The organism is Marinitoga aeolica (assembly GCF_029910535.1).
In the GTDB taxonomy this organism is placed as follows: Bacteria; Thermotogota; Thermotogae; order Petrotogales; family Petrotogaceae; genus Marinitoga; species Marinitoga aeolica.
Map to the genome: position 1 here is coordinate 2,028,985 of NZ_CP069362.1, position 12,154 is coordinate 2,041,138.

The 12,154-nt window shown below is 26.8% G+C and carries 15 protein-coding genes; 11 read left to right on the forward strand and 4 right to left on the reverse strand.

Features of this window, described 5'->3' with window-relative positions; all coding sequences use genetic code 11:
- The first annotated feature begins 65 nt into the window (after positions 1-65).
- From aspC to JRV97_RS09550, 5 genes are all read left to right on the forward strand, one after another.
- The gene (aspC, locus tag JRV97_RS09530) at positions 66-1,211 is read left to right on the forward strand and encodes an aspartate aminotransferase (protein WP_280998367.1); all 1,146 of its coding nucleotides are present in this window, start codon (positions 66-68) and stop codon (positions 1,209-1,211) included.
- An 85-nt stretch (positions 1,212-1,296) separates the two neighbouring features.
- Positions 1,297-1,869, forward strand: a complete 573-nt coding sequence (locus JRV97_RS09535) for a TetR/AcrR family transcriptional regulator (protein WP_280998369.1) — start codon at positions 1,297-1,299, stop codon at positions 1,867-1,869.
- Entirely contained in the window at positions 1,869-2,318 is a 450-nt protein-coding gene (locus JRV97_RS09540) for a pyridoxamine 5'-phosphate oxidase family protein (protein ID WP_280998371.1), read from the forward strand. Before JRV97_RS09535 ends, JRV97_RS09540 begins: the two co-directional genes overlap by 1 nt.
- A 105-nt stretch (positions 2,319-2,423) precedes the next feature.
- A complete protein-coding gene (locus JRV97_RS09545; protein WP_280998373.1) occupies positions 2,424-3,782 on the forward strand; it encodes a GlmL-related ornithine degradation protein in 1,359 nt (452 codons plus the stop codon).
- Between the two features lie 37 nt (positions 3,783-3,819).
- A complete protein-coding gene (locus JRV97_RS09550; RefSeq protein ID WP_280998375.1) occupies positions 3,820-4,569 on the forward strand; it encodes a hypothetical protein in 750 nt (249 codons plus the stop codon).
- Positions 4,570-4,583: 14 nt separating this feature from the next.
- Here the strand turns inward: JRV97_RS09550 and JRV97_RS09555 are convergent, their stop codons facing one another.
- Positions 4,584-5,300 carry a glycerophosphodiester phosphodiesterase family protein gene (locus tag JRV97_RS09555; RefSeq protein ID WP_280998377.1) on the reverse strand — a complete coding sequence of 239 codons (717 nt, stop codon included), beginning with the start codon at positions 5,298-5,300 and terminating at the stop codon, positions 4,584-4,586.
- 156 nt (positions 5,301-5,456) lie between these two features.
- Between JRV97_RS09555 and dnaN the strand changes: the two genes are divergently transcribed.
- The 5 genes from dnaN to JRV97_RS09580 are packed head-to-tail and all read left to right on the forward strand — an operon-like array spanning position 5,457 to position 8,890.
- A complete protein-coding gene (gene dnaN / locus JRV97_RS09560; RefSeq protein ID WP_280998379.1) occupies positions 5,457-6,710 on the forward strand; it encodes a DNA polymerase III subunit beta in 1,254 nt (417 codons plus the stop codon).
- Complete coding sequence (gene ispF / locus JRV97_RS09565; protein WP_407081590.1) at positions 6,707-7,180, forward strand: 2-C-methyl-D-erythritol 2,4-cyclodiphosphate synthase; 474 nt, start codon at positions 6,707-6,709, stop codon at positions 7,178-7,180. Before dnaN ends, ispF begins: the two co-directional genes overlap by 4 nt.
- Complete coding sequence (nfi, locus tag JRV97_RS09570; RefSeq protein ID WP_280998385.1) at positions 7,167-7,844, forward strand: endonuclease V; 678 nt, start codon at positions 7,167-7,169, stop codon at positions 7,842-7,844. Before ispF ends, nfi begins: the two co-directional genes overlap by 14 nt.
- Before the next feature lie 4 nt (positions 7,845-7,848).
- The gene (locus JRV97_RS09575; protein ID WP_280998387.1) at positions 7,849-8,628 is read left to right on the forward strand and encodes an inositol monophosphatase family protein; all 780 of its coding nucleotides are present in this window, start codon (positions 7,849-7,851) and stop codon (positions 8,626-8,628) included.
- 4 nt (positions 8,629-8,632) lie between these two features.
- Entirely contained in the window at positions 8,633-8,890 is a 258-nt protein-coding gene (locus JRV97_RS09580; protein ID WP_280998389.1) for a hypothetical protein, read from the forward strand.
- 34 nt (positions 8,891-8,924) lie between these two features.
- Here the strand turns inward: JRV97_RS09580 and JRV97_RS09585 are convergent, their stop codons facing one another.
- The 3 genes from JRV97_RS09585 to JRV97_RS09595 form a co-directional block, all read right to left on the reverse strand.
- A complete protein-coding gene (locus JRV97_RS09585) occupies positions 8,925-9,662 on the reverse strand; it encodes a SagB/ThcOx family dehydrogenase (protein ID WP_280998391.1) in 738 nt (245 codons plus the stop codon).
- 40 nt (positions 9,663-9,702) lie between these two features.
- Positions 9,703-10,482 (reverse strand): EFR1 family ferrodoxin, encoded by a 780-nt coding sequence (locus JRV97_RS09590; RefSeq protein ID WP_280998393.1) that lies wholly within the window; start codon positions 10,480-10,482, stop codon positions 9,703-9,705.
- 127 nt (positions 10,483-10,609) lie between these two features.
- Positions 10,610-11,545, reverse strand: a complete 936-nt coding sequence (locus tag JRV97_RS09595) for a hypothetical protein (RefSeq protein WP_280998395.1) — start codon at positions 11,543-11,545, stop codon at positions 10,610-10,612.
- A gap of 111 nt (positions 11,546-11,656) precedes the next feature.
- On the opposite strand from JRV97_RS09595, the gene msrA reads away from it, so the two are divergent.
- Positions 11,657-12,154: a peptide-methionine (S)-S-oxide reductase MsrA gene (msrA, locus tag JRV97_RS09600; RefSeq protein WP_280998397.1), complete on the forward strand. Its 498-nt coding sequence runs from the start codon at positions 11,657-11,659 to the stop codon at positions 12,152-12,154.

Below are 12,154 nucleotides of genomic sequence, written 5' to 3' on the forward strand. Positions count from 1 at the left end.
GATATTGAAAAATTTTTCATAACGGAGTAAAATAAGAATGATAAATTATAAATGGAGGGATTATTTTGATTTCTAAAATTGTAAAAAGTATTCAACCATCTATTACATTGGAACTAAATGCTAAAGCAATTGAAATGGAAAAAGCGGGGCATGATGTTGTAAAATTAACAGCTGGCGAGCCTGATTTTATTACACCAAAAGAAATTATTGAGAGTGCCTATAAAGCAATGGTTGAAGGAAAAACAAAATATACTAATTCTGCAGGTATTTTAGAATTAAGAGAAAAAATTGCTGAATTCATAAATGCTTCAAGAAACACAGATTATAATGCAGAAAATATTGTAGTTTCAAATGGTGGAAAACAGGCATTATATAATACATTATTAGCTATATTGAATCCAGGTGATGAAGTAATTGTATTAGATCCATCATGGGTAAGTTATGAAGCACAAATTAAATTGGCAAGAGGAATTCCTGTACATGTTCCATTAAAATTTAAAAATAATTTTATTCCAAAAGCTTCCGATATAGAACCATATTTAAGTGAAAAAACAAAAGCTATTATAATAAATTCTCCGAATAATCCAACAGGTGCAGTTTATCCTAAAGAAACTTTTTTAGAAATAGCTGAATTAATAAAAGATAGAAATATATATTTGATAAGCGATGAAGTTTATGAAAAACTCGTATTTGAAGGAAAATTTTTTTCTCCAGCAGAAATAGAGAGTTTAAGAGAAAAAACGATAATAATTAATGCTTTTTCAAAAACATGGTCAATGACAGGATGGAGAGTTGGTTATTCTGTTGCTCCTTTAATAATATCGAAAGAAATAAAAAAGATACAAAGCCATATATCTTCTAATATTAATACTCCCGCTCAATATGGTGCACTTGCAGCTTTTGATGTAAATATAGATTATTATATAAATAAATTTAATGAAAGAAGAAAATACGTTATTGAAAAAATGAAAGAATCTGATTTGGAATATGTATATCCATATGGTGCTTTTTATTTATTTATTAATATTTCAAAATACGATAATAATGATTTGAATTTTGCCAATCAATTATTAAAAACTAAAAAATTAGCTGTGATTCCAGGTAGTGGTTTTGGGGCAAAAGGATTTATAAGAATATCCTACGCAAATTCAATTGAAATATTAGAAAAAGGTTTAGATAGATTATTTGAATATATAAATGGAATATACTAGATTCTCCTCATTTGAGGAGGATTTTTGTTGACATATAAGTTTTATTATGATATAATAAGACGACCGGTCTATTTGGAGGGATTAAATGAATAAAAATAATAATATTTCAAGAAAAGAACTAATTATTAAAACTGCTGCAAAATTATTTCATTTAAAAGGTTATAACAATGTTGGGATACAAATGATATTAAATGAATTAAATATCCCAAAAGGTTCTTTCTATAATTATTTTTCTAGTAAAGAAGAACTTTTATTAGAAGTTATTAATCTACATTTTGAAGATTTAAAAAATATTATAAATATGTCTATTAGAAAAAGCCCAAATATAGAAGGATTAAAAGAATTATTTAATTTTTATTTTGAAAGATATAAAGAATTAAATTATTATGGTGGATGTCCTATAGGAAATTTAATTTTAGAAATATCAGATTTAAGCGAAAAAGCAAGAGAAAAGTTATTAGAATGGATAACTTATTTTGAAAATGAAATATCCATTGTATTAGATAATGAAGGATATGAAAATTCTAAATCATTAGCATCTTTTATTGTTTATTCTTTTGAAGGAGCAATACTTAGAGCTAAAGTGGAAAAGAATTCTTCAGCTTTAATTAATTTTGTAGAAAATATATTTAATTATTTAATAAAGGAGGGAAAATAATGTTAAAAGAAAAAGTGAGAAAGGTAGTAGAATCACATAATTTAATGCACATTGCAACAGTAGATTTAAATGGTTTTCCAAAAGCTAGGGGTGTTGATTATGTAATGGGAGAAAATGAAAACGAATTATATTTCATTACTCATAAAATGACAAATAAAGTAAATGAAATAAAAAACAATCCAAATGTATCAGTTGTTATAGATCATGATTGCCCATCATTTGAAGATTTATTAAAACTAGTATATATTAAAGGTACTGGGAAAGCAGAGGTAATTGAAGATCCAGAAGGAGTTATGAAAGTTTTTGGTATGATATTACAAAAATTCCCATATTTGAAAAACTTACCTGGAGAACCTACAGATTTTGTTGGAATAAAGGTAACTTTAAAAGAAGTTTATGTAACAGACAATACAGTTTCTTTTGGACATACAGAAAAAGTTGAATATTAATTCACTAAACCTTTCAGATTATTCTGAAAGGTTTTTTATTTATTATTTGTACTTCTAATTTCTTATATGATATAATAATATAAAATATAAGAAAGAGGTGAATAAATGAAAGTAGATTTATTAACAGCAGAAATTGGAAGTACTACAACTATTGTAACTGCTTTTGATAAAATAGATACCAAAAAACCTATTATTTTAGCTCAAGGAGAACATTATACAACTATAAACGAAGGAGATATTACAATTGGTATTGAAAGAGCATTAAAAGTAATTGAAAAAAAATTAGGAGAAAAAATATCATGGAATAAATTTTTAGCCACCTCTTCTGCAGCAGGTGGCTTAAAAATGACTGTTCATGGCCTTGTATACGATATGACTGTAAAAGCATCAAGAGAAGCTGCTCTAGGTGCAGGTGGAGTTATAAAATATGTTACTGCAGGAAAAATGAGAAAATCACATTTAAAAAAAATAATGGAAATACAACCTAATCTTATATTCTTAGCTGGTGGCGTGGATTATGGTGAAGAAGAAACTGTATTACATAATGCTGAACTATTAAGAGATTTACCGTTGAATAGCCCCATTGTTTATGCAGGAAATGTATCTGTTGTTGACGAAATCAAAGAAATATTATCAAATAAAAAGTTATATGTTACGGAAAATGTGTATCCTAAAGTAGATCAGTTAAATGTTGAACCTGCAAGAAAAGTAATTCAAGAAGTATTTGCAGAACATATAATTCATGCACCAGGTATGGAAAAAATAGAAGAATATGTTGACGAAAATATTATTCCTACTCCAGCAGCAGTAATGAGAACAACGCAATTATTAAGTGAGTTATATGAACATGTATTAACTGTAGATATTGGCGGAGCAACAACAGATGTTGATTCTGTTACCGAAGGTGATCCTGAAATACAGAGTATAATGACTTCCCCTGAACCGGTATCCAAAAGAACTGTTGAAGGTGATATGGGAGTATTTGTAAATGCTCATACCGTAATAGATTTAATTGGTGAAAATAATTTAAGAGAAAAGTTTGAAAATTATGATGAACTGGTAAAAGAAATATCTCCATATCCGAAAAGCGAAAAAAATGAAAGATTTATGGCAACATTAGCTGAATATTGTTTTGTTGAAGGAATTAGAAGGCATGCTGGAAAGAAAAAACATATATATACTCCGCTCGGTAGAAAGACAATAGCACAGGGAAAAGATTTAACAGCAATAAAATATATTTTTGGAACTGGTGGTGTATTAACAAGATCCAGATTTAATAAAGATATAATGAGTTCTATAATATGGCAACATAAAAAATACCCTTATGAATTATTACCAAAAGATATAAAAAAGATTGGATATGATAGAAATTATATTTTTGCTCCAATTGGAGTGATTTCAACAATTGATAGAGATATAGCAATGAATATTCTCAAAGAAGATTTGGAATTTTTTGATATATGATATAATTAATTATATCAATAAAAAAGGGGGAGAGGAAATGAAACGCATATTAATATTATTAATTCTTATTACGAGTTTGTTTGCTTTTGGTGAAAAATTTTATTTGAAAGATGGAAAAATTATTTCTGGAAATTTGATTCAATATCAAAAGGGTATTTTTACTGTTCAGCAAGAAAGCAATTTAATCAAAATTCCAAAAAGTAGTCTTGTAAAAGTAGAGATTATAAAAGAAAAGTTTAATTATGAATATGAAATGTCAAAAAATTATAAAGATTGGAAAATTGGTGGAAGAAGAAAAGAAGGAAGTTTGATATATCTTGATAAAGTAGATGACCAAAAATGGTTGAGAATACATAAAGACGGGTATACAGAAAATAATTTATATAAAGATTTTAAATTACCTTATTCTAATAATACAAATATTTTCTTTTCTTCTGATATAATGGGATTTACAACAAAATCTTTGAAGTTATCAAAAGAGAAGTATGCTATTGCAGGAATTATTTTTGTTGTGCTTGATGAAAATAAAAAAGAAATTAATAGAATTGCATATGCTTGGGGAACAGATGCGTACCCATTTGAAAAACATAAATGGATAAATAGATTATATGCTTCTGTATATAAACCATTTGAAATCTCTTTTGATATTAAAGACCTTGCCCAAAACAAAAAAGCAGAATATTTGAGGATTATTTTTTGGACTTTTTGTAGTAGTGATGATAAAGAATTGTCAGCGGATTTATGGGTTAAAAATGTAAAAATTTCTTTGATGTATAATACAAAGTAGCTGGAAAAATCCAGCTACTTTTTTTCATAATAATTAACAATTAATTCGACATTATCAGTTATTATAGCATCAAAATATCCTTTTAATTTTTCTAATGTTTCAATGTCATTTAATGTCCAGAATACTATGTGAAGTCCTAATTCCATAAATTGAGAAATAAGATTTTTATAATTATCCAAGCCAAGCATTTCTATTCCTTCAACAGGTAAATTAATGGAATAAAATCCATATTCTTTATGTAAAGGAATAATTTGTTCGACCATTTCTTTATCTTCAATTAAAAGTCCTAAATCCACGTTTTTATCTAACTTTCTTAATATTTTTAATGCTTCCGGTTTAAAAGAAGAAAACAAAACTCTTTCTAAAGCATTAAAACTTTTTACCGTATTATATGCCATCTCTGTTGCTTTTACATCTTTTATTTCAACATTGATATATGCATAATCTGGAAGCTTTATAAATACCTCTTCTAATGTTGGAACAGATTCTCCTTCAATTTTTATCTTTTTTATTTCTTTAGAGGTTAATTCATTAATCTTTGTTTTATCTCCGGTAATTTTTTCAAAATTGTCATCGTGATGAATAATTAAAGCGCCATCTTTTGATAATTGAACATCTAATTCTACACCATCTGCACCACATTCCAAAGCTTTCTTATAAGCTAAAATAGTATTTTCAGGATATTTTGCTCTATATCCCCTATGCCCTAGAATTACTGGACGATTAGTCATTTATATACCTCCCTTTTATTTGTGTATTAGATTCAATAAAATTATTCTATTAGCTTTAAATATATTATACCTTAATTTTGTTAAAAGCTTGATTTTTATGCCCTTTTTATTGTAAAATAGATTATAAGAAAAAAATATAATAGAGGAGGTTGAAAAATGATATATAAATTACAGGTAGAAAGAAATAAATTAAATTCTCTGATGGATATGGCATCTAAAGCGGTAGCGAAAAAAACTACTAACCCAGTACTTTCTGGCTTTAAGTTTTCTGTTAAAGAAAATGATTTGCATTTATATGCAACGGATTTACAAACAGCATTTCATGGTGTTATTAAAAATATAATCTTTGAAAAAGTTGAAAAAGTTACTAATGATTTATTTGAATCTGAAACAGAAACAAAAGAAAATGAAGCTATAGATGAAAATGAAGATATTGTGGAAGAAAACAATGAAGTGTTATTTGAAGATATAGTAAAAAAAGAAATAAAACCAGAATTTGTTATAGATGCAACAAACTTTATGGATATAATTAAAAATTTGAGTTTTGAAAGTATTGACATATATTTAGAAGATAAAAATATAAAGGTAATAGCAGGAAAATCAGAGTTTTTATTACCAACAATGGATCCAGATGAATTTCCGGAAATAGTTCCCAATAAAGTTGAAGAGGGAATAATTACTTTTGAAAGACAAAAGTTATTATCAATGATAGAAAGAGTAATATTTTGTGCATTAAGAGATTCAGAAAATGTGTCAAGGAATTTAAATGGAATATATTGGGATTTCAGGGAAGGTGGATATCTAACATTAGTAGCTGCAGATGGATATAGATTAGCTTTATCTGAATTATCCATGGACATAGTTAACACACCACCATCATTTTTATTATCTTTAAAGAGTATGGAAGAGCTACTGAATGTGTTAAGAAGCTCTAAAACGGAAAATGTTGAATTATTTTTCGATGGTGCAAGAGTATTGTTCTTCCTTGATGATGATAATATAGAAATTATCTTGAATGTTGTAGATGCAACATTTCCTGATTATGTAAGAATAATACCTCAGGCATTTAAAACAAAGGTTATTACTTCAACAGATTTATTTTTAAAAGTATTAAAAAGGGTTTCAATTGCTGCAAAAAATGATCAGGTAAAAATGGAAATAAAAGATAGTATTATGGAATTAACCGCAAAATCTCCAGAAGTAGGGTTAGCTGTTGAAGAATTAGAAATCGAAAAAGAAGGTGAAGATATAATTATTGCTTATTCACCAAAATATTTAAGAGAAGCCATAGATCATATTGGTACATCTGAAGTGGAATTTAATATTACAAGCGAAAGCTCTCAAACAATGATAAAACCTGTTGGCGATGATTCATATATGTATATTGTAATGCCTGTGAGGTTAAAATAGTGAGAGTAGGGTTTGGTTATGATGTTCACCCATTTGAAAATAATAAAAAATTATATATAGGTGGAGTTGAAATACCTTCTAATAAAGGTTTAAAAGGACATTCTGATGGGGATGTCCTTATTCATTCTATTATAGATGCACTATTAGGTGCATTAGGTATGGAAAATATTGGTGAATTATTTCCAGAAACTGAAGAGTATAAGAATATTGATAGTAAAATACTGCTAAAAAAAACAATGGAACAACTAAAAGATATTAAGATAATAAATATTGACACAACAGTAGTAACTTCATATATTAAGTTGAATCCATATAAAAATGAAATAAAAAAAACTTTAGCAAAATTAATGAATATTGATATTTCTCAAATTAATATTAAAGGTAAATCTGGTAATGGTTTAGGAATTGGCGGGAAAAATGAAGGTATTGAAGCATATGCGGTGGTTTTAATAGAAAATGGAAATAATTAATATTCATGATTTTAAAAATTTGAATCCTAAACATTGTATTGAAATACAAAAAAATTTAATAGATAAATTGGAACTAAAACCATTTAATAAATTTCCTGAAATAGTAGCAGGTGTAGACTTGTCTTTTTTAAATGATCTTGGAATTGCAATAATTGTAGTGATAGATGAAACGTTTAAATTAGTAGATTTAGTTTATCATTACCAAAAAATAGAGTTTCCATATATTCCTGGATTATTAGCTTTTAGGGAATTACCTGTGTTTTTAGAAGCATGGAAAAAATTAAAAACAAAGCCAGATTTAGTATTTTTTGATGGTCAAGGAATAGCCCATCCAAGAAAAATGGGCATTGCAACTCATGGTTCCTTTTTTATAAACCTACCTACAATTGGTATAGCTAAATCAAGATTATATGGTACATATGATGAACCTTGTATTCAAAAGGGATGTTTTTCATATTTATATGATAAAAGTAAAAATAAAATAGGAGTAGTTTTAAGAACACGGGAAAAAGTAAAACCTGTTTTTGTGTCTCCTGGGAATTACATAACGATTAATGAAGCAAAAGAAATAACATTGGAATATACATCAAAATACAAAATTCCAGAACCAACAAGATTAGCCCACATGTATTCTCAAAAAATTAAAAAGGAAATATCGGGGTGATAATATGGATATTTTGCAGATAATGATAAAAGCTGCAAAAGAAGCAGGGGATATTCTTTTAATGAAAAAGAAGAAATTAAAAAATATTCAAACAAAAAAATCATCTTCTGATTTAGTAAGTGAAGCGGATTTAGAATCCCAAAAATTAATAGTAGATATTATAATGAATGAAATGTCTGATGCGATTATTTTAGCGGAAGAAACATGGAATGGAGATAAAAGGTTATTAAAGCATGGTAAAAAAGTATTTATAATTGATCCTTTAGATGGAACATTAAACTATGTTCATGGAATGGATTTTTATTCCATATCTATTGGAATGATGGATGATGGAGCAATTAAATATGGTGTTGTATATTTACCTGAAACAAACAAATTATATTATTCAGAAAAAGGTAAAGGCTCTTATTTAAATGGAGTTAGGTTATTTAGAAATGATTATAAGAAATTAAGTGAATCAATGTTTGTAACTGGATGGCCATATGAAGAAGAGTTATTTAAAAAAGCCTATGAAACAATATCTAAAGTTCAAAAAAATATTCATGAAGTAAGAATTTTAGGTAGTGCAGCTGGAGAATTATGTATGTTAGCTGAAGGTAAAATTGATGGATATTGGGAATATGGATTAGGCCCATGGGATTTAGCTGCAGGTGTTTTAATTGCAAAAGAAGCTGGAATGGAAGTTTATAGCATATCCCAAAAAGAATTTGATATTTCAAAAGGTGAAATAATAGCAACATTTAAAGATAATATTGATAAAGTATACAATATATTAAAGGAGTGATTTTGTGGATAAATATGAGATAGAAGTTTTGGAAATAAAAGGAGAAAAAATAGAAACATGGAAATTCAAAATAAATACAGATAATAAAGATTCCGTGAAATTACTTAAAGAAATTGTTGACTATATAAATGGAACAAACTTAAAATTAGTAATAGACCCTATAGACGAAATTTTTGCTAATATATATTTATATCCTCAAGATATATTTACACCAATCGACAAAGATTTTTTTATAGAAAGGATAAACAAAATAGTGGAATAGCAAAAGCGCTATTCCACTATTTTAATATATAATATCATTTTATTTTTCCAACAGGAGCTAAATAAACAACAAATTCGTCATTTCCATCAACACCTATTAATTTATCCATTGCCTCTTGGTCATAAGCTGCAACCGCACAAGTCCCACAATTAATTGATTCGGCAGTTAAATATAAATTTTGACAAGCATGTCCAGCATCAATAGCAATAGTCTTATGCGCTTCAAATGAATACTTCCATTCGGTTCTATAAGGTATAGCAGTCCAAACAAAAACAACAGCACTTTTTCCAATAAATGTTTGACCTAAGGTTGCATCTACTATTTCTTTAGAAAAATCTCCTTTTTTTATTAATAACAGCTTATGTATTGTTGGAATATACCTATATAACCCTTTTTCTATACCTTCAACATTAAATATTAATAAATATGTTTCTAGAGGATGTGTTGCACCAGCAGAAGGGACAGTTCTAAAAGTAACTTTATTTTTTACTATACTTTTTACACCTTGAGTATAATATAATAAATAAGATAATTCTTCTAAGGTTAAAGGTTTATCTTCAAAAGTTCTTCTACTTTTTCTATTTTCTAAAACGCTTCTAATATCAATATCTCCAAGTTTAATATTTTCTGGTGGAATTAAATCTATAAATTCTCCATTTTCATCATACGGCTTAATATATGGAGGTATAGGTATCTTTTTAGCTCTATCAGGCTTTTCAACTTCTAACATTTTCCAATTTGATTTTAAAACTTCTCTTCCACATTTTTTCATTTAATCACCTCCAATTTTTATAGACCTCTCTCTATTGATATTATACCTTATCATTTATATATTTTTTCAAATTATACCCGTCTTTTAAAACCATAAATGAAAATTTTTTTTGCTCTATAGCATTTTGAGGACAATTATATATGCAATTTAGGCAAAGTGAACAATTCATTCCAAATTTGATTTTATTATCCTTTAAAAATATATTATTAGTGGGACAGTTATTTATACATAATTGACATAAATTACATTTGTCATTAACTACATAACCTTTTGCAAATATTTTTGCAAAAAAGTTTTGAAATGTAGAAACTTTAGATAACATTAAACCTTTAAAATGTACATTTGTGCTTTTTGGTACATTATTTACAATATTATTAGCAACTTCCTCAATCTTATTAGGTAATTTTTCTAAGATTTGATATATTTCTTTTTCTTCCATTGGTTTAATACAATTTAAAGGCATTTGAATATCATCTTCGTAAAAAATCTCACAATCTTTTTTATTAAAGAATTTCTTTAATTTTATTCTTGAACCACTATTTGTAGGTATATATCCACCTGCAGAAACAGATAAAATGGCAGTTTTTACACTATTAATTTTAATATTTTTAAGCCATTTATATACTGGCCAAGGAACATCAAAAGAATGAATAGGATATATCAATATAAATAATTCGCAATCATCTATAGAATAATCATAATTTTTTAAAGTAATTTTTGTTATTTCAACTTTTTTCCCCATAGAGTCTAATTTCTCTTTTAATAGCTTTGAAACATATTCAGTATTTCCTGTTCCTGAAAAATAAGCCATCTTAATCATATTATCACCTCAAATTTTATCTGCAGCAATTTTACCAGTTAATACTGCCATTGGCACGCCCGAAGGGCTATATGCCCATTTCCCAGCCTTATATACATTAGGAATTAAGGTTAAAATATATCTAAAATCATTTAAGCACCAACTTTTCTAAATTAAGTTTCCATATATATTTTGTTGGATATTTTCCTGAATGAATATATTTTAAAGCAGCTGATTCAAATAAAATATATAAAGAATTATCTATTTTTGATATACCTTCTGACATAGGTAAAATATTTATTGTTTTTACTGGATTGTCTAAAAACCAAAGAGGAATATTATTTATTTTTCCATGTGGTTTTTCATTTAAAACATTAGGATAAAATTCTAATTTTGAATCGTTTTTTCTACCATATGATCTACTTAAAACTATATAATTTTCAGTAAATTCTATATCTTGAACAATATCTGGTATTGATAATATATATTCAAGAGAAGAAATATTTTCATTTTCATCTAATAAAAAACCAGTTATCCATGCATTATATTCTGTACCTTTTCTATTAATTAACCTATGAGATGGATTTGTTAGATAATCATAAAAATGATAAAATTCTCCCACCCAAATATGATTATTATAATATTGAACAAAAGCACCTTTTACTGGAATTTTAAAACTATCTATAATAGTAATTTTATTTCCAGATTCAGTATTAATTAAATCATTTATTCTTATCTTGTATAGATGATAATCAGAAGATATCCATACATATTTTTTGCTAACAGCTATTCCGCCAGCATGACCTGTATATGGTTTCCCGTTTGAAAAGTAGATACTTAAGTATTTAATAAATTCTCCAGTGTTTTTATCTAATACAACCAAAATACTTGAATTATTCTCATTACTATAATATGAGATGATAATCCAATCATTAAAATAGCTTAAACCTTGAGGAACATAATTTTCATCTAATTTCGGTATTAAAGCGAATTTAGATGAAATATCAAAAAAATGATTGTATTCATTTTTAGGAAAATACAGTACCAAAGCTAATATAAAAGTTAATAAAAGTATTTTTTTCATTAGTCCTCCTAACTATTACCTTTACAAAGATTATAACAAATAATTAACAAAAATACAATATAATATATGTAATGAGTATAAATTTAAAATAATTAAATAAGGAGAGATGATATGAATAAAGATATAATTTATTTTGCAGCTGGGTGTTTTTGGGGTGTAGAGCATTTATTTAAAAAACTTGAAGGTGTTATTGATACAGAAGTTGGATACATGGGAGGCCATTTAGAAAATCCTACATATGAAGATGTTTGTACAGGAAGAACAGGACACGCTGAAACTGTTAAAGTTATATATGACAAAGATATAATTTCTGATGAAGAGTTGATTAAGTACTTTTTTGAAATACATGATTTTACAGAATATAATAGGCAAGGGCCCGATGTTGGAACTCAATATAGAAGTGTAATATTTTATACAAATGAAAAACAAAAAGAAACTGCAGAAAAATTAAAAAAGATTTTAGAAGAGAAATACACTGTAGAAACTTCTATTGAAAAAGCAAAAGAATTCTATCCAGCAGAAGATTATCATCAGGATTATTATGTTAGGACAGGTAAACAACCATACTGTCATTATAAAAGAAATGTTTGGATTAATTTTAAAATATAG

Bases quoted from the DNA above. Each gene is read 5' to 3' on its own strand.
- JRV97_RS09575 (WP_280998387.1), top strand. From the start codon at position 7,849: ATGGATATTTTGCAGATAATGATAAAAGCTGCAAAAGAAGCAGGGGAT.
- dnaN (WP_280998379.1), top strand. From the start codon at position 5,457: ATGATATATAAATTACAGGTAGAAAGAAATAAATTAAATTCTCTGATG.
- nfi (WP_280998385.1), top strand. From the start codon at position 7,167: ATGGAAATAATTAATATTCATGATTTTAAAAATTTGAATCCTAAACAT.
- msrA (WP_280998397.1), top strand. From the start codon at position 11,657: ATGAATAAAGATATAATTTATTTTGCAGCTGGGTGTTTTTGGGGTGTA.
- JRV97_RS09535 (WP_280998369.1), top strand. From the start codon at position 1,297: ATGAATAAAAATAATAATATTTCAAGAAAAGAACTAATTATTAAAACT.
- JRV97_RS09555 (WP_280998377.1), bottom strand. From the start codon at position 5,300: ATGACTAATCGTCCAGTAATTCTAGGGCATAGGGGATATAGAGCAAAA.
- JRV97_RS09550 (WP_280998375.1), top strand. From the start codon at position 3,820: ATGAAACGCATATTAATATTATTAATTCTTATTACGAGTTTGTTTGCT.
- JRV97_RS09540 (WP_280998371.1), top strand. From the start codon at position 1,869: ATGTTAAAAGAAAAAGTGAGAAAGGTAGTAGAATCACATAATTTAATG.
- JRV97_RS09590 (WP_280998393.1), bottom strand. From the start codon at position 10,482: ATGATTAAGATGGCTTATTTTTCAGGAACAGGAAATACTGAATATGTT.
- JRV97_RS09585 (WP_280998391.1), bottom strand. From the start codon at position 9,662: ATGAAAAAATGTGGAAGAGAAGTTTTAAAATCAAATTGGAAAATGTTA.
- JRV97_RS09595 (WP_280998395.1), bottom strand. From the start codon at position 11,545: ATGAAAAAAATACTTTTATTAACTTTTATATTAGCTTTGGTACTGTAT.
- JRV97_RS09545 (WP_280998373.1), top strand. From the start codon at position 2,424: ATGAAAGTAGATTTATTAACAGCAGAAATTGGAAGTACTACAACTATT.